Consider the following 24,600-nt stretch of genomic DNA (forward strand, 5'->3'; position numbering starts at 1 on the left):
ATGCAGAAAGTTATTAGTGGTATTCAGCAAATTGGCATTGGCATTCCAGATGTACACGAGGCCTGGCGCTGGTACCGTTTAAACTTTGGCATGAATATTCCGGTTTTTGAAGAAGCCGCTACGGCCAAGCTCATGGTACCTTATACCGGCGGTTCGCCTCAAAGCCGTCATGCCGTTTTGGCTATTAACCTGCAAGGCGGCGGCGGATTCGAAATTTGGCAGTTTACCAGCCGTAAGCCCCAGCCGCCGGCTTTCCCTATTCAACTAGGCGATTACGGCATATTTGCTACTAAAATTAAAAGCCACGATGTAGCGGCTACTTATCAATTGTTTAAAAAGCGCGGCTTGGATGTTTTGAGTGCGCCTCAACTGGCACCCTGCGGCCAACTGCAATTTTTTCTGCGCGATCCTTACAACAATTTGTTCCAGGTAGTGCCGGGCAACGCCTGGTTTAAAAAGAATAAAAATTTAACCGGGGGCTCCGGCGGCTGTATGTTGGGGGTTTCGAATATAGAGAAAGCCCGCGCGCTTTATAGTGGCATTTTGGGCTACGATAATGTGGTATACGACCAGACCGATATATTTAACGATTTAGCAACGCTTCCCGGCGGACAGATTGCTTGCAGGCGCGTCCTGTTACGCCACAGCCAACCCCGGCAAGGCAGCTTTAGCCGCTTGTTAGGTCCATCGGAAATAGAACTAATTCAGGTACGCGACCGCACAGCCAGCAAAATATACCAGAACCGTTACTGGGGCGATTTGGGGTTTATTCACCTATGTTATGATATTGTGGGCATGCAGGCGCTGGAGCAGGAATGCCGGGCGAAAGGTTTTCCGTTTACGATTAACAGTAGCCAATCTTTTGAAATGGGCGAAGCGGCCGGTCATTTTGCTTACATTGAAGATCCGGACGGCACCTTAATTGAGTTTGTAGAAACACACCGGATTCCCATATTCAAAAAAATAGGCTGGTACCTGAATCTGAAAAACCGTAGCCCCGAGAAAGCCTTGCCTGATTGGATGCTCAAAACTTTATCTTTTAGCCAGGTTAAAGATTAGTTATAGCAAATCGTATAAATTAGTTGCCATAGATTAAAACCTCACAGGTCTTTAAAGACCTGTGAGGTTTGTTCAAAAGCTATTACCATAGTGCAGTTATGGATGAATATTTATACGGTTTGGATTATTACTATAATTAATAACAAACGAACATTCCTTTTTAAGCAGATGCTTTAAACCAATATTTAAAAATATTACCCTTGTAGCTGGGCTTTAGCGGCTAAATATTCCAGTTTATCGCGGTAGTGCAAAGCCGCGTAACCACTCAGCGGCAATAAAAAGAAAAACAGGAGCGCTATTTCTCCTGAAAAAAATAATCCGAACGCGGTTAAACAAAACCAATACAACAAGTAGAATACCATACCCATTACCATTAACACCGAAGAATAAAATTCAATATATTTTACTTTTTGGCGGGCAATATTTTGCGCCATCTTTAAAGGTAAAATATTAAGCAACCAGCCCAGTACATAAAACGGCAGCAAAAGCAAAAACAGTAATAAATACTTTGGGGTAAGCTTTCTAAGTTGGTCTACAATATTTAATTCTTGAACTTTTTCAGGTTTAATCGTAAGATTTAGAGGAGCAGCAGGGGCTAATTTGGCATTAGCCATAAACCCGGCTACTACTTTTTGTTCCTCGGTTAACCAGTTGTTATGGCAAACTAGCCAGATATTGTTATTAAATACTTTCGAACTTAAACGATGCTGGGTCAACAATTGCTCTACTGCCGGCTCTTTTTCTTTTTCCGGAATAATAACCATGTTGTATATTAAACGGGTGGTTAATTGTTGATTTAAGGCCAGTATGGCGCGGGAAGGTTGTTGGTAATATGAGCGCTCAAACGTTTTAACCGGAATGGGTTCGCCAATGCTTATCATAACTTCTTCCCGGAATTTTTCGGGATAAGTATAATTAAGGCCGATTGGTACTACCTGCAAGTTTAAATTAAAATTATTTTGTACTTCGGCCCCAAAAGCCAAACGGGCAGTACCTTTTTTTAACGGACGTAAACGCTTTTCCAGAATACAAAGGCCTTCGCTAAAAATAAGAATGCGACCATTATTCTTTAAAATAGCATAACATTGCGCAAAAGTTTCTTCGTTGCGGTGCAGGTTTTCGGCGCCTTCCTGTAGCCGGTAAATAGGTATTAAGTTTATTTTTTGCAAAAACCACCTTTTCAGCGGCGTATTAAATACATCGGCGCGGGCCAGAAAATGCAAGGGCTCTGGCAATAATACCGCCAGCAATACGGCATCCATAAACGAGTTGGGATGATTACAGGCCAGCAGCACGGGTTTGTCCGTGGGAATATTTTCGGTGCCCGTCAGGAATATTTTCCGGAAATATACCCGTAGCACCAGCCGCATGAATTTTTGTAAAAATTTATATAACATTTAACCTGAAAACGGATTAACCCCAGCGGCAACAATTTAAGCAATATTGTTAATTTTAAATTTTAGTAAACCTTTAAAAGCATAAATCTTGAATTTTAACCAGCAAGTAGTTTGGATTACCGGCGCCTCCTCAGGCATTGGCGAAGCTTTGGCCCAGGCTTTTGCGCAGGCCGGAGCCAGCTTAATATTATCGGCCCGCCGGATAGAAGAATTAGAGCGGGTAAAAAATAGTTTACCCCTTAGCCCGGCGCAGGTACTGGTATTGCCCATAGATTTAGAAAAGCCCGAAACTTTTCCGGAACTGGTGCAACAGGTAATGGACGCTTTCAACCGAATAGATATATTGGTGCACAACGGCGGCATTAGCCAAAGAGGTTTGGTAAAAGCTTCGCCCCTGGCTTTAGACCAGAAAATAATGGCGGTTAATTATTTTGGCGCGGTGGCCCTGACCAAAGCTGTTTTGCCCATTATGCTGGCGCAAAAAAGTGGCCGGGTGGTGGTTATCAGTAGCCTGGTCGGGAAATTTGGCACGCCTATGCGATCGGCTTACGCGGCTTCCAAACATGCGCTGCATGGCTTCTTCGATTCGCTGCGGTCCGAAGTTTGGCGCGACAATATTCGGGTAACCATAGTTTGTCCGGGGTATATTCGCACCAATATTTCTATTAATGCCCTCACCGAAAAAGGCGACAAACACAACCGCATGGATAAAAATCAGGAGAAAGGGATGGCACCGGAACGTTGCGCAACTTTAATCTTAAAGGCAGTAGCCGCCAACAAAGAAGAAGTGGTGATTGGCGGCAAAGAAATACTAGCGGTTTACCTAAAAAGATTTTTTCCGGGTTTATTATCCTGGGCCCTAAAACGGTTTATGAAGCCAGCCTAACTTTTTACGAACTGCATAGTTACCAAATCTTTTTCTTCGTCTACATCGGTGAGGGTTGGCAGCAAGGTAACAGATAAATTTTTTTCTTTTACATCCTGAAGGGTATCCAGCAAAACGCTTTCGGTGCTCCAGTGTTTGTTCTGGAATAAAAAAGGCTGGTGTTGGGTTAAGCCCAGTAAATAATACCCGCCATCTTCGGCCGGCCCAATCACCACATCTTTATCTTCGAGTCTCCGGAAAGCTTGCTTAATTATTTCGGAACTAAGCTCATAACAATCGCTGCCGATGATACAAATACGGTTATAATTGTCGCTGAACCCCTGCTGAAAAGCTTGTTCCATGCGTTGGCCTAAATCGCCGGTTACCTGCAAATATTTGGTGTAAACAGCCGTATCCCAAGAATCTTTCTCCGGAATAAAATCGGCGTAATACAGCGCCTTATCCACGGGCAAATTTTGGGTAACTTTCTGGGTGCGGTGCAGTAACTGGTGGTATATAGCCAGGGCTTTTTCCGGGCCAACAGTGGCCGCCAAACGGGACTTAACTTTACCCAAAATCGGGTTTTTAATAAATATTATCAGTAAATCTTTATTCATATACTTTAATGCCATTGCGGAGCCATACCGACCAATATTTATTATAAGTATGCACACTGTCGGTTGGTTGTTGTTGCTGGTTTACTACCGGAAAACCTTCGTTTTTCCAGCTAAAAATGCCGCCGTATAAATTATGTACTTGCTGGTAGCCGGCTTTTATCAGCTTTTCGCCCACTTGTTCGCTCCGGACGCCCACCGAACAATAAACCACTACCTTCGCGTTTTTCGGAATATTTTTTATTTGCTCCGCCTTAAATGTTTCATGATTAATAAAACGGGCTCCGGCCAGGTGGCTTACGGCGTATTCGCGGGAGGAGCGTATATCCAGCAAATAAACCAGTTTATTCGCCTGCAATAATTTATTTAAGTTAGCAGCAGATATTACCGGTACCGTATTTTTATACAAAAGCTTTAGTTGCTGTTCGTACAAAAACTGGCCAAAGCTTTGGTGGCTGAAAAACATACTTAAACCTATTAAAACCCGGCTAAACATTTTGTTTATTCTTTAAGCCGTAGCGCCACCACAACTGGAGCCTGCCCCGGCAGTACACCCGTAACAATGCTGGTTTAACACAATATTGCGGTTATTCAGCGCCGCTTCGTTAAAAACACTAATATGCTGGGGTGCCACTTTAGCTACTTTTAAATCGAGCATCTGGTTAAAATCGCAATCGTATAAATAGCCGTCCCAACTCACCGAAATGGTATTGCGGCACATCACATTGGTCGCTGCGGCGGGGTTAAAAGCCGTTACCAGTTTTTCCATGTAAGCTTCGTAATTATTGCTTTGGATTAAATAATCTAAAAACCGGCTGATGGGCAAATTGGTAATGGCAAACAAATTATTAAAATAGATGTTAAAGCCGGTTTTTAGCTTTTTCTTAAATTCCAGTTCCAGGGCGGCCTGACTACCGGGTAAAAATGCACCGGACGGGTTATAAACTAAATCTAATATTAAACCGCTCTCCTCCTGCCCGTAACCTACCGCATTCAGCATTTGCAAGGCTTTTATTGAATCGGCAAAAACGCCCTCGCCCCGCTGGGCATCGGTGCGGGCCGCCGAAAAATATGGCAACGAAGATATGATGTGCACGTTGTGCGTTTTGTAAAACGCCGGTAAGTCGTGGTATTTTTTGTTTGCAACAATAATGGTGAGGTTACACCGCACAATAATTTCCCGGCCCAGCTTACTGATTTCTTCTACAAACCACCGGAAGTCCGGGTTCATTTCGGGGGCGCCGCCGGTTATATCTACTGTTTTTACGGAACTGGCCGCAATAGCCGCTAAACACTGCTGCATGGTTTCGCGGGTCATTATTTCTTTGCGATCGGGGCCGGCATCTACGTGGCAATGTTTACAAACCTGGTTACACATTTTGCCTACATTCACCTGGAAAATATCCAGGTGCGTAGGTTTTAGCGGAAACAAGTTTATATCACGCAGCTTTTGGGTAAAAGCCGGAAACTGATTTCCCTGTTGCGTAGCCTGGTTTAATACTTCCAGTTGAATCAGGGTATCGGCTAGTTGGTTATTACTCTTTTTTAAAGACTGCTGCATTACTTACTACATCACAATTTCTTTTACTTTATTCATCATCTGCACGCCGTGTACCAAAGAAGCCCCGCCCCGGATGGCCGCCGCTACGTGAATGGCTTCCATCATCTGGCCTTCAGTAGAGCCTTTTTCCAAAGAATCAACGGTGTAAGCATCAATACAATACGGGCATTGCACCGTGTGGGCCACCGCTAAAGCTATTAAAGATTTTTCACGGGCGGTTAGTTCACCTTCGGCAAAAACTTCGCCGTAATAGCTGAAAAACTTTTCGGCCAGTCCAGGCGAGAACTCACTGATATTTCCAAATTTTTTTAAGTCGGCGGGGTTATAATAAGTCTTTTCCATTTTAGTTTTTTAATATTAAATATATAGGTATAACCAAAGGAGTTGCCAAAAGGAACTACATCGGGCAATATTACAGCAAGGATAGAAAATTGATTAATTTAATGCAGGCGGTCCGCGGAGTGCGAGACCAGGAAAGATAAAGAAGGAAATAAGGCTTTCATGAGGCAATTGCCACCAGGTAGTAAGCTGGTTTAACAATAGCCGGAAATACCGCAATAAATTAGACCGGAACAGCTTTTGTTGCAGGGCTTTAACAAAATCCCGACTTGTATTAATATCGGTGTATTGTTTTAGAAAAATTAAATCGGGCGTCGCTATGTTAAAAGCAGTGGCAATATCGGTTAATACCCAAGCCGTGTTCCAACGAATATTTTCGAAAATGGCCGGTTGGTTAAAGGCTGTTTTAGTGAGGCCAAGCAAATAAACGCCACCCGAAGAATCGGGCCCCACCACAACCTCCTGCTGCAGTAACTGGTGCGCTGCCCGCAAAATATCGGTTGGCTTTAGCTCCGGACAATCATTGCCAATTACAATTACTTGTTCAAATCCCTGCGAGAATAAATCGGCGAAAACATTTTGTAAACGCTGGCCAAAATTATCTCCTTTTTGCGCCGATGAAGAATAAATAAAGTAAGGTAACCCGGTAGCGGCTAAAACTTGCTGACCTTGCTGAATAAGCTTTTCGGCTACGGCTAATTGCTGGGTAATAGTACCCTGGGGTACGAAATTTTTAACCTGAACCTCTTCTGCGGAGGTGCGGGTAAATAAAACCAGGGCAGTATCAGAAAAGCGGTTCGGCAAATGAATTTGTTAGTTTAGGTAAGTTACGGAAAAACAATATAAGAATACTTACCTATACGATTTAATTTTAGTTTACAGGTTAAAACAATACAAAATACGCAGCTATAAAGCCATGTTGATATTAACTTTTAGCTGAATTTTTCTTTTAAAATTTGAAGTTCTACAGCCGGCGCAACTTTCTCGTATAATATCCGGTGCACGGCATCGGTAATGGGCATAGCTACCCGCAACTTTTTGTTAAGCGCGTAAATACTCTCTACCGCATAATAACCTTCGGCCACCATGTTCATCTCAAACTGGGCCGATTTAACGGTATAGCCCCGCCCAATCATATTGCCAAAGGTGCGGTTGCGGCTAAACTGCGAATAGGCGGTTACGAGTAAATCGCCGAGATAAGCCGAGCCATTTAAATCGCGGTTCACGGGCATTACGGCGTGCAAAAAGCGATCTATTTCCTGCATGGCATTCGATACCATTACGGCCTGAAAATTATCGCCGTAACCTAATCCGTGGGCAATGCCGCAAGCCAGGGCAATAATATTTTTCATAACGGCGGCGTATTCAATGCCATCTAAATCGTCGAGCGGCGAAGCTTTAACGTAGCGGTTGCGCAGCAACGCACAAAATTGTTCGGCGTGGTCTAAATCGTGGGAGCCAATGGTTAGGTAAGATTGTTTTTCCAGTGCTACTTCCTCGGCGTGGCAAGGCCCGGCAATAATACACTGGTGCGAAGCCGGCACGCCAAATGTATTTTCGAGGTAATCGGTAATTAAAATATTCTGGTGCGGAATCATGCCTTTAACTGCCGAGACCAATATTTTACCCGCAAAAGCATCTGCGGGCAAATTTTCTAAAGCCGACTGAATAAAAGCCGCCGGTACGGCCAGAATAACCCACCGCACTTCCTGCAGGCATTCTGCTAAATGGGTGGTTGGTTTTACGTAGTTCAGGTTAAAATTTACCCCGCTAATGTAACGCGGATTGTGGTGGTATTTTTGTAAGTGTTCTACATCGTTGGCGTTGCGCAGCCACCAGTTTACGCTTGCTTTGTTTTCGGATAATATTTTAACCAAAGCGGTGGCCCAACTGCCACCGCCTATCACTGCTATTTTTTCCAATACTGCTTTTTGCCTTAATCGTTCTTTTCTTCGGTGTTACCAGATTTTGCCAGGCTGGCTTCGTCTTTTACCACCACAATACTACCGTCTTTTAACTGCCGCGATACCGCCCGGAACGGACCCGAAATTACTTCGTCGCCTTCTTTTAAACCACTTAATATTTGAATATTATCAAAATCGCTGATGCCGGTTTTTACTTTTACGGCCTGGGCTTTGCCATTGCGGTGCACAAAAACAATTTCATCAATCGGTTCATCTGCGCGGGGTTCCGCTTCGGTGTTATTATTGTTACTGGCGTTGCGGATACGGGCCCCGGCCTTACCTTCACTGGCGTTGCGGGTAGTTACCGCCGAAAGCGGCACAGCCAATACATTATTGCGCTGTTCCGTAATAATATCTACCGAGGCCGTCATGCCGGGCCGGAAAGGCGTGGTTTGGCGCTTGGCGTTTACTAAATGTTTGTAAGAATCGTTCAGTAACCGGATGCGTACTTCAAATTCTGTTACCGCCTCCAGGGTAACCGCATCTTTGGCGGTGTTGGCAATTTGGGTTACTACTCCTCTAAATTTTTCGTCTTTACCCGAATAAGAATCTACTTCCACAATGGCCGAATCGCCGACGTTTACCCGGATAATATCGTTTTCGTTTACGTTAACCCGTACTTCCATGGAGTTTAGGTTGGCAATGCGCAATAATTCTGTACCAGCCATTTGAGATGTACCTACTACCCGCTCGCCTACTTCTACGCTGAGTTTAGAAATAGTACCGCTTACCGGGGCGTAAATAGTAGTTTTGTTTAAATTTTTGCGCGATTCTTCTAAGCTGGCCAGGGCGCTTTGCAAATTATATTCAGCGGCGCGTACCCGCTGGCGGGCGGCTTCAATTTCCTGGCGGCTTACATCGTAAGAAGCTTTACTGGCTTCAAAATCGGCTTGCGAAATAACTTTTTGCTTAAATAAATCGGTGTTGCGCTTATGCGTTAAAGCGGTTTGGGCGCTGTTGGCGGTGGTTTGGGACAACTGCGCTTTGGCCTGCGCCAAGTTGGCGCGTTGGGTATTTACCTGGGCTTGCTGCATCTGCACCACCGATACGTAATTATCGGCCCGTATTTTCAGCAGCAATTTACCTTTAACCACCGAGTCGCCTTCTTCCACGTGCAATTCCGTAATTTCGCCGGGCACATCGGGGCTTATTTTTACTTCTACTTCGGGCTGCACTTTACCCGAGGCGCTTACTTTTTCAATAATATTTGTTTTTTTTACTTTGGCTACGGCTACTTCGGTGCCTACTTTCTTGCCGATCCAGCCATTTTTTTTAGCTACAAAAGCTCCCAGTAATACCAGAATTAATACCGCCCCTATTATATAAAATTTACGATTTGTGTTTTTATTGGCCATGTATAGTAATATTAAAGCGATAAGGGTTTGCCTTGGTAAAAATCTAAAACTTTTAGTCGGAAAGTGTAATCGTATTTTGCCTGAATGAGATCGGTTTGGGCCCGGATAAAATTATTGCGGGCTACGTTAAACTCGGTAGGGTTTAATACGCCGTTGTTAAACCGGATTTCGGCATTTTTAAATGTTTGCTCCAGGGCTTCTAATTGCCGGCGGGTAGCCGTAAATTTTTTCTGCGCCGCCAAAGCATCGGCATAGGCCTGCTGAATATTCTGGCGCAGTTGGTTCCGCACAATTTCGGTATTCAGCACCGCACTTTCGTGGTTTAGCACCGAGCGCGCCACGTTATTCCGGACCTGCAAACCGTTTAATATAGGAATATTCAGGCTGAGGAAAAGGCTCTTACCTTGGTTATCGGTAAGTTGGTCCAGGAAAGGATATTTTTGAGAAACCCGGCCGGGCACGTATACCAAAAACGGCTGGGTACCGGCCGCATCTGTAAAACCAAGCGGCTGCGGTACAAAGGTATTGGTACCTAAAAACAAACTCCGGGCACTCGAATATTGGGTATTTAAATTGCCGCCAATAGCTAGCCGGGGTAAATAAGCGCCTTTGGAAATATCAATGCCTTTTAAAGCGCTATTCACACGCAACTCGGCGCTACGCACCTGGGGCATATTCTGCTGAGCTAAGCCATAAATTTCTTCCGGATCAAAATTAATTATTTCCTGGCCCGGATCTTTAATATCTGGTCTTACCACTTCAAAATCAGTTACTTTTTTTAGATCCAGTAACTGCATTAAGTTAAGCTCGGCAATATCTTTCTGGTTTTGGGCATTAATAATAGCCAGCTCGTCGGTAGCTACCTGGGCTTCAATTTCGAGCACGTTGCTGCCGGCCACACTGCCGGCCCGGAATAATTTCTGCGTCCGTTCGGCTTGTTGCTGCGAACTGCTTAATTGCACCCGCGCATTTTCGAGTAAAGCATCGCTGAAAATAATTTGCAGGTAAGCAGCGGCTACATTTAGTGCAATATCGTTCTGGGCGGTAAGAATATCGGTTTCGGCGGCTTCTTTGTTTATCCGGTTTTGCTTAATGGTGTTCTGAATCTGGAAGCCATTAAAGATGGGTACACTGGCCGAAACCGAAAAACTGGCAGACTGAATTTGCTGGTTGATAAAAGTATTTTCGGTAGGGTCGATGGACCGGCCAAAGTTAAACCCGTAGTTGGTAGAACCATTCACGCTGGGCAGCATATTTGCTTGCGACCCTTTCAGGTTAATATTGGTTAACCGGGCATCTAGCTGGGTTTGCTTAATGCGCAGGTTATTTTTTAAGGCATGTTCTACACATTCTTGTAAAGTCCAGGTGGTTTTGGTTACCTGCTGCTCCTGGTTTTGCGGCTGGTTTTGGGCCAGTGCCGGCCGGGGCAGTTGCAGGCCGGCCATTAACACCAGCAACGGGAATATTTTTTTGGTAGCAGTTAACATGGGTTATTCAATATTAGGGATATAGGTAATATTTTTAATCCAGCTCAGGTGCCGGATGTATTCCAGGGTTAGTGGCTTTAAAGCCGTATCCATTTCAATAAATTGACGGGCCAACTGGTTTTTGCCCCGCCGCGAAACAGTCATGGTGGCAATATTACAATCATCGTGGGCAATTACATCGGCTATAAAAGCAATGCTGCCTTTTACGTCATCGGCTTCTATCATTAAAGTATGCAAATTAGCCGAAAAATCCGAAGGAAACCCATCTACTTCTACAATCCGGATTACGCCCCCGCCCCGGCTCTGGCCCACTACTTCTACTTGCCCGTTAGGGCCGCTGAGGTTTAATTTTAAAGTATTGGGGTGCATGGCCGAAGCGTTGCCCACTGATTTAAAAGAATATTGCAGCCCGGCTTCGGCGGCGTAACGAAATGATTCTTTAATCCGGATATCGTCGGTTTTAAAATCGAGTAAACCGGCAATTACCGCCCTATCGGAGCCGTGGCCTTCGTACGTGCGGGCAAAAGAATTATAAAAAGTAATTTCGGCGGTTTCGGGCTGGCAACCTAAAACCCGGATAGCGGCCCGCGCAATGCGCACCACGCCGGCCGTGTGGGAACTGGATGGGCCAATCATAACCGGACCAATCATATCAAATATGCTGCTTTTTTCAGCCATGTCCCATTTATATATAACTCTACAATATTCAGAAATTTATGGTAAATATTTAGCAAGATTTCTTTTTTTGTAGCTAAACAGCCGATTTTTTCCGGTAAATGACGCTAAAGCAGAAAAGGCGGCTTTTGTATTAATGCCGTTTTTCCCTTCAGGTTAACTTCCTACCCCGGTAAGATGCTTAAAAATTACCAAAGGTTGTCTGTCAGTTCTTCAACTTAATATTATTTTGTTAGTATGTTTACAGCAAAATAGGCTTGAAACCCACTAATGCACATGGAACAGGAGTTTAAACCGGAGGTGTTGGAACAACTTAAAAAGTTAGATAAAAAATATAATGCGCTGGGTCAGGATTTGGCGCATTACCTGGAAGGATTATATTACGCCGATTTTACTAATTACTGGGATTATATTCACCTGGATACTTTGCTTACGTTGCAAACGCCCCGTACCAATATTCCGGACGAGAAGGTTTTTATTGTATACCACCAAATTACCGAATTATACTTTAAGCTTTGCTTAAACGAGTACGAATTAATTGGCAAGGATACCCACCTAACAGCCGACACTTTAATGATGCGGCTTAAACGCATTAACCGTTATTTCGAAAATTTAATAGATTCTTTCGATGTAATGGTAGACGGCCTCGATCCGCAGCAGTTTTTGCAATTCCGGATGTCGCTGATGCCGGCCAGTGGGTTTCAATCGGTACAATTCCGGATGATAGAAATTTGCGCTACCGATTTGCGTAACCTGGTAGATAAAGAAAAGCGCAAAGCCATGGGCCTGCAAAACACCCAGGACGAATTAATGGGCTGCATTTACTGGAAAGCCGGCGCCACCCAGGAAGAAGACAATACCAAAACCTTAACGCTGCTACAGTTTGAAGAAAAATATACCGATTTTCTGATGCGGCACGCCTTGGAATACGAAAATAAAAATGTGTGGGCCAAGTATAAAGAATTACCGCAGCAAGACCAGGAAAACCCCAAGTTAATCAGGTGGTTAAAAGAAAATGATGCTAATATTAATGTAAATTGGCCATTGATGCATTACAAATCGGCGGTGCGGTATTTACAGCGGCAAGCCGGCGCTTTACCAGCTACCGGCGGCACCAACTGGCGGCAATATTTACCTCCCAAATTTCAAAAAAGAATATTTTACCCCGAGATCTGGTCGGAACAGGAAATTGACGATTGGGGCAAAGGTTGGGTTGAAAAAGTTTTGGAAGATTTATAGCAGTTCCTTTCTGCATTACTTATAGAAAATCTTACAACCTAACTCTTATTCCCAGTTGACAATATTATGAAAATAAAATTGTTGTATGTTTTAGCTTTTATTGGAATGATAAGTATGATTTCAAAAGTAATTGGCTTTTATCAAACTGAAAAGTTAACACGACAGTACTGGGACAACTGTGGTAAAGTAAAAGTTGGTATGACCCTAAAGGATGCACGCCAAATAATTGGAGACTTAAAATATCAGTATTGGTCGCAAGACCAAGAATCAGCAGAAATAATTGTGAAGCAAGGTCAAAATGGAGTAGAGTATACTTTAGAATACAATATGATTTTTGCAGGCTCCGATAATATGAAACTTTATTTTGACCCAATTACATTACGAGTAACTAAAATATTCTGTGGTGAATAACAAAGCGTTTTAAAGAAACACTTTGGTCAAGCATCTTTGGGTTTTACATTCCTTTGAATTTATTATTGCCGGAATACGTTTTACATCAAACCAGATAAAGTATTTATATACCTTTCAGGTAAAAACAGCCTTAATCAAATATTGCTTAACAAGGCTATATAGTAATTAACTAATCTATTTAAGGTTAACTGCCTTACACGATTAACACATGAAAAAAGAAATTGAACTGGTGGTAACACCAGAAGTGGCTTATAGCGAAGAACTGCTAAACCAGGAAATATTAAAAGCGGCCCGTATTCCCCAAACTGAGGCCACCGCCATACATAAATTAAAACGTTCAATTGATGCCCGCGGCCACCAAGTGGTGATGCGGGTAAAAGCCGATGTTTATACGGCTACGCCTCCGGCCGATATTCTGAGCCCGGTTTACCAATACCCCAATGTGCGCAACGCCCGCCCGGTAATAATTGTGGGGGCCGGACCGGCCGGATTATTTGCCGCTTTGCGCAGCATTGAACTAGGTTTAAAACCCATTATTCTGGAACGGGGCAAAGATGTTCGGACGCGCCGCCGCGATTTAGCCGCCATCAACAAAGAGCATCTTGTTAACCCTGATTCAAATTATTGTTTTGGCGAAGGCGGGGCCGGTACTTATTCCGATGGTAAATTGTATACCCGCTCTAAAAAGCGGGGCGATATTAACCGGGTATTGCAAATATTTGTGCAGCACGGCGCTACTTCCGAAATATTATTTGATGCGCATCCGCACATTGGCACGAATAAATTACCGGTAATTATCGCCAACATGCGCGAAACCATTTTGCAGGCCGGTGGCGAAATTCACTTTGATACCCGCGTTACCGATTTTGTATTAAAAGGCGACACCATGACCGGCGTGATAACGGCCGCCGGCGATAAATTTGAAGGGGAAGCAGTCATCTTAGCAACCGGTCATTCAGCCCGCGATATTTACGAATTGCTGCACGCTAAAAATATTCTCATCGAAGCCAAGCCTTTTGCCATGGGCGTACGCGTAGAACACCAGCAATCGCTCATCGACCAAGTGCAATATAAGTGTGCCGACCGCGGCCCTTATTTGCCGGCTTCGTCGTATGCGCTGGTGCACCAGGTAACCCAGGATAATAAACAGCGCGGTATATTTTCTTTCTGTATGTGTCCGGGTGGGTTTATTGTGCCGGCCGCCACGGCACCCGGCGAAGTAGTGGTAAACGGCATGTCGCCGAGCCGCCGCGATTCCAAATTTGCCAATTCCGGCATTGTAGTAGCCATCGACCTGGAAGATTTAAACCTGCAGAAATATGGCCCTTTGGCCGGATTAAAAATGCAGCAGGATTTAGAGCAAAAAGCCTGGACAATGGGCGGCGGCACCCAAGCCGCTCCGGCGCAGCGCTTACTCGATTTTACCCGGCACACAACTTCTGCTAGTTTATTAGAAACTTCTTACCAGCCTGGTTTAACTTCTGTGGATATGCACCAATTATTACCCAAACACATTGGTTACCGGTTGCAGGAAGGTTTTAAGCACTTTGGCACCAAAATGAAAGGCTACTTAACCAACGATGCCCAGATAATTGGCGTAGAAAGCAGAACTTCGTCGCCGGTGCGTATACCCCGCGATAGAGAAACCCTGGAACACGTGCAAATTAAAAACCTTTACCCTTGCGCCGAAGGTGCCGGTTACGCCGGCGGAATTGTATCGGCGGCTATGGACGGCGAACGTTGCGCCGAAAAGGTTTTTGCAAAAATACGTAAGTAGGTTTAAAGTTAAGAGTTAAAAGTTAATTCCTGAAAAATGGTTAGTGCTGTTGCTGGTAATTTCTTTTCATTTTGAACAGAATAAAACTAACAACTAATTACTAACTACTAAAATCTTAAAATATGAAGAAAACTGTTGTGTTGGGAGCTTCCGATAATCCGTCTAGGTACGCTTATTTGGCTGCGAATAAATTAAAACGTTATGGCCATCCGGTAATACCCGTAGGCATCCGGAAAGGTGAAGTAGCTGGTGAGCAAATTATTACGGAAAAAAAACCAATTGAAGGTGTAGATACCGTAACCTTGTACGTAGGCACCAATAATTTACCTAGTTGGTACGAGTATATTTTATCGTTAAAGCCAAAGCGCATTATTTTTAATCCGGGAACCGAAAACCACGAGTTAGAAAAAATGGCCCAGGAGGCCAATATAAAAACCATACATGGTTGTACATTAGTTATGTTATCAATGGGGGATTATTAATAATCCCCTTTTTTTATGCCCTTCCATAAAGTCCCACGCTTAATAGATAGAAATATTCTTTCTCTTCTTCTCTGTTTCAAGAGCAAAAGCCTGCTTAAATAATAACTGGCTATTTTTAGGTAAAATATTAATTTTAGATATTCCCCTAAAATATTCATTCTGAAATTATTAGGGTTTTATTTACAAGCATTTTACCCGGAACGGTAATTTATTTTAAAATAATTTTTAATCTTCAGGCAACCACCTAACGCCGGTTTACATCTAACTTAACAAACAGCAATATTTAGGCTATCGAAATACATTTACCACCATCGTGAGCGAACCCGAAATAATTAAAGGACTTCTGAAAGGCGAAGGCAAAGCACAAAAGTTCGTGTATGAGAAGTACGCGGCAATAATGCTGGGTATTTGTATTCGGTACCTCAAAAACCAAATGGATGCCGAGGAAATAATGCTGAACGGCTTTGTAAGAATATTTGGCAATATTGGTCAGTTTGAAAATAAAGGCAGCTTTGAGGGATGGATGAAACGGATTGTAATTAACGAAGCACTGGGCTTTTTAAGGAAGAAAGAACCGTTGCATTTGGCCATTGAAAAAGAACACATACAGGTAGCCGCTGAGGCTAATGCCGAAATGGATTTAGCAGTAGAAGATTTATTGAACCTGCTGCACGATTTACCGGCCGGCTACCGCACCGTTTTTAACCTGTACGCCATAGAAGGTTACTCGCACAAAGAAATTGCCGAGATGCTCGATATTACCGAAGGTACCTCTAAATCGCAGTTAAGTAAAGCCCGGGCTCTTTTGCAAAAAAGGTTAACCGGTCAGGAAGTTTGGACAAATTAGATTATGGAACTAGAAGAAATAGATAAATTATTTAAAAACCGTTTAGGCAATTTGCCGGTACCGCCCTCGGCCGATGCCTGGATGCGCCTGCAAGCCAAAATGGAACCGCCCAAAAAAGAGCGCACCATGTGGATTTATTACGCGGCAGCCAGCGTGGTCATATTGCTGGTATCGGGTTTGTTGCTTTTCCGGAATTATAATTCGGACCCAACACTTTCGGTAGCGCAAACTGAAGTTAAAAAACCAGCGGAAAAAAATAATTCAGAAATTCCGGCAACGCAGGCAACCTCACCAACAGAAATGCCATCTACTTCGGAAACAGCAGTAATTGCCCAAGTGGAAAAAGCAGCAGAAGTTGATGTTGAAAAGCAAATTGTTAATATCCGGAAAGAAGCTACCGAAAAGAAAGAAGTGGTAAAAATTGCACAAGCTAAACCGAAAGCTTCTGGTAAAAAAACCGAAAAAGAATTGCCAGTTACAATGCCGGAAAAGCCTGAAACTGAAAATGCCCCAGCACTGGCCGTACAAAACAAAGTAATTGCGCCGGCCGAAAACCAAAGTGTTGCCGCCAATAATGCAAACAACCAGGTGGTGCAGGTGCTGATTAAACAGGACAACACCGATGATGCAACGCTTGCCTATAACGCAGATACTGACCTCCGGGAAAGCATTAGCAAGAAAGGGGCCTTGCTGAAAAATATTTACAAACAGGCCCGTAATCTTAAAAACGGCGAACCGGTAGAACTGGCCGCATTAGGCCTGGACCCTGAAAAAATAAACTCCGAAAAAGAAAATATTAAACAGAAATTAAACAAAGTTATCTCACTCTAATCTTTAAATAATTATGAAACCCCTGAAGTTTATACTGGCCATTTTAATGGTCGCGGCTACTGCTTTGCCTTTACGCGCAGAAATATTTAGAACTACTGCCCCCAACCCGAAAGACACCATTTTTATAAAATTACCCAATGGAGCCGGCATGAACTTAATTGTGAAAAATACCGATGAACTAAAATCACTGCAAGATTATAAATTAGATTCGCTGGTGCAAATGCTGGGCAAATACGTGGAGCAAATTGAAAACATGGAAAAAGCCAATCGGCACCAGGAAGGCAAAGAGCTAACCATGACTTTTTACCCAGCCAAAGACCAGAAAAACCCGAATGCTCCCGAAACCATAACTATTACCTTATCGGCGGCCTCGGTTAATACCATGCACGATAATGCTAAAAGCAAAGGTTTTATAGAAGGTATTAAAATTTTTGTGGAGCACCAGGAAAATAAAAAGAATAACAGCACCGTCGATAAAGATTCGGTTAAAGCCGAAGTTAAAAAAGAAAAAGCCAGACGCCGCACTTCTTCGCAAGGTTACCTGGATGTGGGTTTAAACACTTTTGTAAATGCCCCCAAAGACAACGGCGATATGTACGACTTACGGCCTTTGGGCTCACGATTTGTAAACCTGGCACAATATTACCGCATCCGGATTGGCAACCAGAACAGCCCTTTTTACCTGAAACCCGGCGTAGAGGTAACCTTTAACAACTACATGTTCGATAAGAATAATTATTTAGTAGACGATAATGGCGTATCTAAAATGGTAAAAGAAACCACCCGCTCTTTAGAGAAAAGTAAACTGGCTACTTCGTCTATCAATGCGTCTTTAATGCCCGAGTTACGGTTCCAGGAGAAAAATGGCAAAGACGGCTTCAAAATTGGCATGGGCGGATTTGTAGGTTATCGCCTGGGCAGCCACACCAAACTTAAATACCAACTGGAAGGCGACACCGAAAAAGACAAAGAACGCAGCAGTTACAACTTAGAAGATTTTCAGTACGGCGTTAACTTTGCCATCGGCTACCGCAAGTTCGAAGTATACACCAAGTATAACCTGAATAATTTATTTAAAGAAAACCGCGGTCCGCAAATGAATGTCATCAGCTTTGGTTTTCGGATTTAAAATCTGTTGCTTTGGTAAAGAAAATAAAAAAGGAGCTGATTAAAGCTCCTTTTTTGTTCAATACAAAGAAGTTTAGATTTACTAATATTGCGGTTCAAGCAACTCACCCGTGTCATTCAGGAGGAACCTATTTGGCAGGTAACTAAATAGTTTCCTCCTGAATGACAAAGGTGGGATCAAAAGTTTTGAAATATAAAATATTGTACATCAGTATCTTAACTATTATTCAAACTTTTTAATTATTCCTCAATATTCCTATAAAAATTATCTACCAAAATAGCCGTAGCCGTAGCCACATTCAACGATTCGGCTTGGCCAAATCCCGGAATTTTAATCAGGTTTTTTACTTTTTCGGCCACGGCTGGGCTTAAACCATTTGCTTCGTTGCCCATTACTATTATTCCTTCGGGGTGCAATTGCAGCCGATGAATATTCTGGCCGTTTAAAGCGGCACCGTAAATATTAAACTTACTGGAATATTGGTCTAAAAATTCGGGTAAATTTACGTAGGTAGCCGAAACGCGGCAAAAAGAACCCATGGTGGCCGCTATAACTTTGGGATTATAAAAATCGGCGCAGGTTTGAGAACAAATAATATTTTTAATACCGTACCAATCGGCCAACCGGATAATAGTACCTAAATTGCCGGGGTCCCGAATATCATCCAAAGCAATGGTAAAAAGATTTTGAGAAGGATTAAACGGTTCTGGTTTTTTAATTTTAGCAATGGCCAGCGCCGCGTTGTTAGAGGCATAGGTGCCCGCTTTTATTAAATCTTCTTCCGTAATAATTTCATAAGCATAACCTTTGTGCAGGATTTTGGTATTGGATTGATAAAATGTTTCGGTTATAAAAAGCTTTTCAATGACAAAATCTGAATGCAGCAATTCCCGCACGCTTTTTGCCCCTTCTACCAGGAAGGCTTGGTGAATTAGCCGATATTTTTTTATTTGCAGGGAGTTAATATATTTTACTAAGGCTTTCGATAACATAGCGGCAACTGCTTTTGAAACTTCGATTTTACATATTCTTATTTTCAATCACAATATTATTTTTGGGTAGCTGCGTTCCTACCCAGCAGCTGGCCGATAACGAAAAGCTTTTATACAAAATAAAGCTGCGGGGCGTAGAAGAAAACGACCTCAACCGGATTATAGCTTTGTACCAGCAACGCCCCAACCGTAAAGTGCTGGGCGCAACCCCTTATTTATCTATTTATTATTTTGGTAAGAAATTTTACAACCCCAAAAAAATAGAGCAGCGCCTGGTGCAAAAACGGGCCGAAATGGACCAGCGAATAAAACGAGCCGGTACCGATACTAGCCGTATTGATAGATTATTGCAAAAACGCGAGAAAAAAGTTTCCCGGATAACCAAGCACCTGGAAGAAGGTAACTCCATTATGCTAATTGGCGAACCGCCTGTAATTTACGATTCGCTTAAAGCCCAGGCCACCCTCCAGCAGATTCATAATTATTTAAACTCCAAGGGTTATTTTAAGCACGCCGCTTCTTTTAGCACCGAAACGCAGAATAAAAAATTAACCCTGAATTATAATATTCAGGAAAATGTGCCCTACACTTATTCGCAGGTTAATTACAACATAAAAGACAAGGCCGTAGCCGCTATAATAGATTCTACCCGTGCCGAAGCTTTGGTGAAAGTAAACCAGCACTACGACGAAGAATTACTGGTAAAAGAGCGCGACCGCATTGAATTGCTTTTGAAGAACCTGGGCTATTACCAGTTTAAAAAGCAATATATTGTAGCCGATGTAGATACCAGCTTTGAGCCCAACCAGGTAAGGCTGCAAATAACCATTAACAACGATAATGATACCATTCCGCACCAGCTTTTCAGGTTGGGCAAAGTATATTTTAAAGCCGATGCCAATTTAGAACGCTTTGGCCTGGAACGCGATACCGTTTTGTTTAACCGCAATTATTACCTCGCCTACAACCACCGTATTTCGCCCCGCATCATCGATAAAAAAATTGCTTTGCGCCCCGGTCAGCGGTACAGTTTGCGCCGCACTTCTATTACCAACCGGCTCCTGACCAATTTAGATATGTTTCGGTTTTTGAGCATTAATTACCAGGTAGATACCCTTAACCCAGCTTTACTAACAGCTTATATTAATGCCAATCCCAGCCGCCGGTTTCAGGAAACCACCGAAGCCGGTTTGAGTTACAGCGCCAACCTGCCCGGCCCCTTTGGTAATCTGCGGCTAACGGCCCGTAATATTTTTGGTGGGGCCGAATTGTTTGAAGTAGGTGTACGGGGTGGTTTAGAAGGCCAGTTTGCTTTAAATGGCCGGCGCGATAATGCCCAGCGACCCGGATCGGTGTATACTACTGAGCTTGGCGCCAACATGGCCGTTATTTTTCCGCAGTTTTTAATGCCTTTTAACACCAACCGGCTATTTGTCCGGTATAGCCCGCGAACCCGGGTTAATTTAAATTATACGTACATCGATCGTCAGGAATTTACCCGTACCAACCAGCAAACCACCTTCGATTATATCTGGCAGATTTCGAACCAACTGCAACATGTTTTTACCCCTTTTGATATAAGCATAAACTCCACAAATAATATCGACCCCGGATTTAGTCAGCGGTTGATAAATGCCCGGCCCGAGCAGAACCGGGAAGTACCAACCACTTACGAAAAAAGTTTTGCCTCTTCTTTTATTTCCAGCATGAATTATACCCGCGTGTATAATACCAATAATTATAACCATACCTTGGATGCTACTTTTACCCGGTTTTTCATAGAAGAATCGGGTTTGCTAGGCAGCCTGGCTTTCCGGGGCAAGGATTCTATATCGTTAAATAATGATTATTTAAAAGTTTTTAAATATTACCGGTTTAACACCGATTTCCGCCGTTATTTTAAATTAGCCCATACTACTTTTTTGGTGTCCCGGCTAAATATTGGCTTGGCCCGCGCTTTCGATAAAAACGATTATTTGCCTTACGATCGCTATTATTACGCCGGTGGCGGTACCAGTGTGCGGGCATTCCGGCCGCGCCGCCTAGGCCCGGGTTCTTATTTCCCGATTAGCCGCGATTCTTTGGGCCGCCTGGAATTAGAAGCCGATGGCGTTACTTACCGCCGGGATATTCAAAGCGAACAACAAGGAGAATTGCTGCTGGAAGGTAATCTGGAATACCGGTTTAACCTGTTCAGCTTTGTAAACGGTGCCGTGTTTCTGGATGCCGGAAACGTCTGGATGCTGACCAAAGATCCGGCCCGACCCGGTTCCCAGTTCGAGTTTAAAGATTTCTGGAAAGAATTTGCGGTAGGTACCGGTTTTGGTCTCCGGTTCGATTTTACTTTTCTTATTGCCCGCATCGATCTTTCGGCCAAGGTTTACGACCCTTCCCTGCCGCTGGGCAAAAGGTTTGTGCTGGATAAAACGGCCATCTTTAAAACCGATAATTATTATAACATGGCTTTTAACCTGGGTATCGGCTACCCGTTTTAAATATTTTGCAAAAAGAATTTATCAACGTATAGGCAACGTATAACTAACGGGTATTGGCCAGTTATTCTGTTTCCCTGGACTCCATATGGGCATTTTTTGGAGAACCGCCTCTACTTCTGCCGAATTCAACGTAATGCCCTGAGGTTTCACTACCTTAATATCTTCCGTTTCACCTTTTTCATTTATAACTAAATGCAGCACTACTAATTTCTCATTACTTTGCCGCAAATAAGCAAGGTTTTGCACTAAATAAGTCTGTAAAGCTTTATCGCCGCCCGGAAAAACTGGCGGACTTTGAACAAAGGTATAAACCCGTTTACCATCTTTGGTTTTTAAATCAGCGGAAGAGATAACGGTGTTTTTCGGTTTATCAGCAGGCGGAATATTTTTAAGTTTTTGATAGGCTGCAAAGTTTACATCCGGGGCATAGCTTTCTATAAAAGAAATGGTGTCTAAGGCGGCAACCGGTGTTCCGCCCTTTGTAGCAGGCATCCATTTGGGCATTTGCTGAATAAATTTTTGTAGTTCCATTTTAACTGCACTAATCACCGCTGGGTCATTCGGCTGAACATGCATTTTTTGCAGTTTTAATATTTTTACAGAACCATCCATAGCTACCCGTATGATTATATCTGCGCCAAATATTACTTCTTTGTTGTCCCTCCGCTCGAAAGCAATTGCGGGTATAATCAAATGAGTATCTATGTAACTATTGAGCGCTTGGCGGCCACCGGGAAACTCCGCTTTTTTAAATATTTCCTGCGGAGGCTCTTGCTTATTTTCAGGAGCAGAAAATAGCCTGGCAGTAAGAATTATAAACAGAATAATACCTGGTAAGTTAAAGGGCATAGCATACCTATTTAATATTTAGCGGATACTTTAATTATCTATAGGATGCCTGCGGTTAAATATTCCATAAATACTTTAAGGCTTTAAGGAAAACTTAGCTTTTATTTGCCGATGTGCCAGAATATTAATCTCTTAATAATTTACTTAGTGCGGTAGCTACTTTCTCCGGGTTGGGCAACATCATTTTTTCTAATTCAATATTTAAAGGCACAGCTGGTAAATCAACGGAGCCAAGCACCTGAATAGGCGCATCTAAATTGCGGAAGCAACTTTGGGTTAAACGGCCAGCCAGCGCTTCGGCGAAAGAATTCGTAACGGGTTCCTCGGTTAGAATTAAAGCCTTGCCGTGTTTTTTAACCGATTCCTGTAGCAGCGGGTAATCCAGCGGAAATAAAGTTCTTAAATCAATAATTTCAATTTGTCCCGGAAAGTTGTGAGCGGCGGCTTTGGCCCAGTAAACGCCCATGCCGTACGTAATAATTACTAAACTATCGCCGGTTTTTACTTTTTCTGCCGTGGCTGATAGTACTACGTTTGCTTTACCAAGCGGCAAAATATAATCTGCGGCGGGTTCAATTGTTTTGGCATCTTCGGTGCCGGGTAATTTAGACCAATACAAACCTTTGTGCTCCAGCATAATTACGGGGTTCGGATCCAGAAAAGCAGCTTTCATCAAGCCTTTAATATCGGCGGCATTAGACGGGTAAGCTATTTTAATACCTTTAATGGTTAACAAAGTAGATTCGATGCTGCCCGAGTGGTAAGGTCCGCCCCCGCCATAAGCCCCAACGGGCACCCGAATAAGCGTTTGCACCGGAAATTTGCCTTTGGTTAAATAACAGGATTTAGATATTTCTTCTACCAGTTGGTTCAGGCCGGGCCAGATGTAATCGGCAAACTGAATTTCCACAATTGGCTTAGCGCCCACCGCCGACATGCCCGCCGTTGAGCCAATAATATAAGCTTCCTGAATGGGCGTATTAAATACCCGGTCATCGCCGAACTTGGTAGCCAGTAAAGCCGCTTCCCGAAAAACGCCACCTAATTGCCGGCCCACATCCTGCCCGTAAACCAAGGCTTCGGGGTGTTGGCGCAATATTTCTTCTACGGCGTGTAAGGCTGCATCTACCATGGTAATTTTCTCGCCATTGGCTGGGCTACGGGCGCCGGTTTCTTCAATAATGGGTGTAGGGGCAAAAATGTGCTGATTAAAAGTAGCCGGATCGGGATTTGGTGCATTTAGGGCCTTCTGGTACTGGTCTTGTACAAAAACCTGCACTTCCCGGCCAAGTTCAAGTAAATCATCTGGTTTTAAGCCGGCCTTTATTAATAACTTCTGCAGCACAGGCAAAGGGTCGTTGTGGGCTTGTTGTTCCAGATCATCGCCCCGGTACCACTCGCGGCGCACCCCCGACGTATGATGGCCCAGCAACGGACATTTGGCGTGCACCAGCACCGGGTTTCTTTTGTTCCGGCAATATTTAAAAGCTTCCTGCATGGTTTCGTACGCAGCCGGAAAATCAGCGCCGTTTACCCGTAAGCGATGCAAGCCTTTAAAGCCAGACGCAAATTCGTACGCATCCATGGCGCGCATTTCCGAAGCCTTCGCCGATATGCCCCAACCATTATCCTGCACCAAATATATGATTGGTAATTTTTTCAATACTGACATTTGCAAAGCTTCTGCCACCTCCCCTTCGGTTACCGAGCCATCGCCCAGCGAGCAAAGCACTACCCGTTTTTCATCGGGGTTTAAGATGCCTTGCTTTTCTAAGTATAAAATGGCGTGGGCCATACCGGTAGCCGGAATAGACTGCATGCCAGTAGCCGAACTTTGGTGCGGAATGATGGGGAAGCCTTCGCGTTTTAAAGAAGGATGGCCGTAGTACAAACGCCCGCCAGAAAAAGGATCATCGGCTTTGGCAAATAATTGGTACATGAGTTCCGAAGGGCTTAAGCCTAAACCCAGCAAGATAGATTCGTCGCGGTAGTACAAGGCGGCATAATCGTGGGGTGTTAACCCAAAGGCGGCTGCCAGTTGAATAGCTTCGTGGCCGCGCGAAGTACTATGCACGTATTTGCTGCAAATATTTTTATTTTCTTCGTAAATATCCGACATACAGCGGGCCGTTAACATAAGCCGGTATGCCTTCAGTAAAAGCGCAGGATCGTTCTTCACGAGATCGAATTATTTTTGTGGTGGGCCCCAATAAGGTTAATTATTAACTGCTG

General features: G+C 43.6%; 23 protein-coding genes. 10 read left to right on the plus strand and 13 right to left on the minus strand.

What is annotated here, in order from left to right:
• Positions 1-1,059 carry a VOC family protein gene (locus F0145_RS07975; protein WP_150087782.1) on the plus strand — a complete coding sequence of 353 codons (1,059 nt, stop codon included), beginning with the start codon at positions 1-3 and terminating at the stop codon, positions 1,057-1,059.
• Between the two features lie 194 nt (positions 1,060-1,253).
• Here the strand turns inward: F0145_RS07975 and F0145_RS07980 are convergent, their stop codons facing one another.
• Positions 1,254-2,456, minus strand: a complete 1,203-nt coding sequence (locus tag F0145_RS07980; RefSeq protein WP_150087783.1) for a lysophospholipid acyltransferase family protein — start codon at positions 2,454-2,456, stop codon at positions 1,254-1,256.
• An 88-nt stretch (positions 2,457-2,544) separates the two neighbouring features.
• On the opposite strand from F0145_RS07980, the gene F0145_RS07985 reads away from it, so the two are divergent.
• Entirely contained in the window at positions 2,545-3,342 is a 798-nt protein-coding gene (locus F0145_RS07985; protein WP_317133169.1) for an SDR family oxidoreductase, read from the plus strand.
• Here the strand turns inward: F0145_RS07985 and F0145_RS07990 are convergent.
• The 9 genes from F0145_RS07990 to sdaAB form a co-directional block, all read right to left on the minus strand.
• Positions 3,339-3,938: a TIGR04282 family arsenosugar biosynthesis glycosyltransferase gene (locus F0145_RS07990; protein ID WP_150087785.1), complete on the minus strand. Its 600-nt coding sequence runs from the start codon at positions 3,936-3,938 to the stop codon at positions 3,339-3,341. The two genes, F0145_RS07985 and F0145_RS07990, sit on opposite strands and share 4 nt — an antisense overlap.
• Positions 3,931-4,431 (minus strand): rhodanese-like domain-containing protein, encoded by a 501-nt coding sequence (locus F0145_RS07995; RefSeq protein ID WP_223815889.1) that lies wholly within the window; start codon positions 4,429-4,431, stop codon positions 3,931-3,933. The genes F0145_RS07990 and F0145_RS07995 overlap by 8 nt, the downstream gene beginning before the upstream one ends.
• Positions 4,432-4,443: 12 nt before the next feature.
• The gene (gene arsS / locus F0145_RS08000) at positions 4,444-5,496 is read right to left on the minus strand and encodes an arsenosugar biosynthesis radical SAM (seleno)protein ArsS (RefSeq protein WP_150087787.1); all 1,053 of its coding nucleotides are present in this window, start codon (positions 5,494-5,496) and stop codon (positions 4,444-4,446) included.
• Between the two features lie 6 nt (positions 5,497-5,502).
• Complete coding sequence (locus F0145_RS08005; protein WP_150087788.1) at positions 5,503-5,838, minus strand: arsenosugar biosynthesis-associated peroxidase-like protein; 336 nt, start codon at positions 5,836-5,838, stop codon at positions 5,503-5,505.
• A gap of 93 nt (positions 5,839-5,931) precedes the next feature.
• Positions 5,932-6,639, minus strand: a complete 708-nt coding sequence (locus tag F0145_RS08010; protein WP_190277494.1) for a TIGR04282 family arsenosugar biosynthesis glycosyltransferase — start codon at positions 6,637-6,639, stop codon at positions 5,932-5,934.
• A 128-nt stretch (positions 6,640-6,767) separates the two neighbouring features.
• The gene (locus F0145_RS08015; RefSeq protein WP_150087790.1) at positions 6,768-7,757 is read right to left on the minus strand and encodes an NAD(P)H-dependent glycerol-3-phosphate dehydrogenase; all 990 of its coding nucleotides are present in this window, start codon (positions 7,755-7,757) and stop codon (positions 6,768-6,770) included.
• A 14-nt stretch (positions 7,758-7,771) separates the two neighbouring features.
• Positions 7,772-9,154 (minus strand): efflux RND transporter periplasmic adaptor subunit, encoded by a 1,383-nt coding sequence (locus F0145_RS08020; RefSeq protein ID WP_150087791.1) that lies wholly within the window; start codon positions 9,152-9,154, stop codon positions 7,772-7,774.
• A gap of 11 nt (positions 9,155-9,165) precedes the next feature.
• Positions 9,166-10,641, minus strand: a complete 1,476-nt coding sequence (locus tag F0145_RS08025; RefSeq protein WP_150087792.1) for a TolC family protein — start codon at positions 10,639-10,641, stop codon at positions 9,166-9,168.
• Between the two features lie 3 nt (positions 10,642-10,644).
• Positions 10,645-11,319 (minus strand): L-serine ammonia-lyase, iron-sulfur-dependent subunit beta, encoded by a 675-nt coding sequence (sdaAB, locus tag F0145_RS08030; protein WP_150087793.1) that lies wholly within the window; start codon positions 11,317-11,319, stop codon positions 10,645-10,647.
• Positions 11,320-11,592: 273 nt separating this feature from the next.
• Between sdaAB and F0145_RS08035 the strand changes: the two genes are divergently transcribed.
• The 7 genes from F0145_RS08035 to F0145_RS08065 all read left to right on the plus strand — a co-directional run bounded on the left by F0145_RS08035 (position 11,593) and on the right by F0145_RS08065 (position 18,032).
• Positions 11,593-12,555 (plus strand): tryptophan 2,3-dioxygenase family protein, encoded by a 963-nt coding sequence (locus F0145_RS08035; protein ID WP_150087794.1) that lies wholly within the window; start codon positions 11,593-11,595, stop codon positions 12,553-12,555.
• A gap of 66 nt (positions 12,556-12,621) precedes the next feature.
• Complete coding sequence (locus F0145_RS08040) at positions 12,622-12,966, plus strand: hypothetical protein (protein WP_150087795.1); 345 nt, start codon at positions 12,622-12,624, stop codon at positions 12,964-12,966.
• A gap of 208 nt (positions 12,967-13,174) precedes the next feature.
• Positions 13,175-14,743 carry an NAD(P)/FAD-dependent oxidoreductase gene (locus F0145_RS08045; RefSeq protein WP_150087796.1) on the plus strand — a complete coding sequence of 523 codons (1,569 nt, stop codon included), beginning with the start codon at positions 13,175-13,177 and terminating at the stop codon, positions 14,741-14,743.
• 122 nt (positions 14,744-14,865) lie between these two features.
• Entirely contained in the window at positions 14,866-15,225 is a 360-nt protein-coding gene (locus F0145_RS08050; protein ID WP_150087797.1) for a CoA-binding protein, read from the plus strand.
• 313 nt (positions 15,226-15,538) lie between these two features.
• Positions 15,539-16,072: an RNA polymerase sigma factor gene (locus F0145_RS08055; RefSeq protein ID WP_150087798.1), complete on the plus strand. Its 534-nt coding sequence runs from the start codon at positions 15,539-15,541 to the stop codon at positions 16,070-16,072.
• Between the two features lie 3 nt (positions 16,073-16,075).
• Positions 16,076-16,903: a hypothetical protein gene (locus F0145_RS08060; RefSeq protein ID WP_150087799.1), complete on the plus strand. Its 828-nt coding sequence runs from the start codon at positions 16,076-16,078 to the stop codon at positions 16,901-16,903.
• Positions 16,904-16,916: 13 nt separating this feature from the next.
• Positions 16,917-18,032 carry an outer membrane beta-barrel protein gene (locus F0145_RS08065; RefSeq protein ID WP_150087800.1) on the plus strand — a complete coding sequence of 372 codons (1,116 nt, stop codon included), beginning with the start codon at positions 16,917-16,919 and terminating at the stop codon, positions 18,030-18,032.
• Positions 18,033-18,271: 239 nt separating this feature from the next.
• Here the strand turns inward: F0145_RS08065 and F0145_RS08070 are convergent, their stop codons facing one another.
• Entirely contained in the window at positions 18,272-19,024 is a 753-nt protein-coding gene (locus F0145_RS08070) for a TrmH family RNA methyltransferase (protein WP_150087801.1), read from the minus strand.
• A 14-nt stretch (positions 19,025-19,038) separates the two neighbouring features.
• Between F0145_RS08070 and tamL the strand changes: the two genes are divergently transcribed.
• The gene (tamL, locus tag F0145_RS08075; RefSeq protein WP_449369390.1) at positions 19,039-21,519 is read left to right on the plus strand and encodes a translocation and assembly module lipoprotein TamL; all 2,481 of its coding nucleotides are present in this window, start codon (positions 19,039-19,041) and stop codon (positions 21,517-21,519) included.
• 21 nt (positions 21,520-21,540) lie between these two features.
• On the opposite strand, the gene F0145_RS08080 is transcribed toward tamL, so the two are convergent.
• Positions 21,541-22,368, minus strand: a complete 828-nt coding sequence (locus F0145_RS08080) for an energy transducer TonB (RefSeq protein ID WP_150087803.1) — start codon at positions 22,366-22,368, stop codon at positions 21,541-21,543.
• Positions 22,369-22,492: 124 nt separating this feature from the next.
• Positions 22,493-24,505 carry an alpha-ketoacid dehydrogenase subunit alpha/beta gene (locus F0145_RS08085; RefSeq protein ID WP_150087936.1) on the minus strand — a complete coding sequence of 671 codons (2,013 nt, stop codon included), beginning with the start codon at positions 24,503-24,505 and terminating at the stop codon, positions 22,493-22,495.
• Positions 24,506-24,600 lie beyond the last annotated feature (95 nt).

This window comes from Adhaeribacter rhizoryzae (assembly GCF_008629685.1).
Lineage (GTDB): Bacteria > Bacteroidota > Bacteroidia > Cytophagales > Hymenobacteraceae > Adhaeribacter > Adhaeribacter rhizoryzae.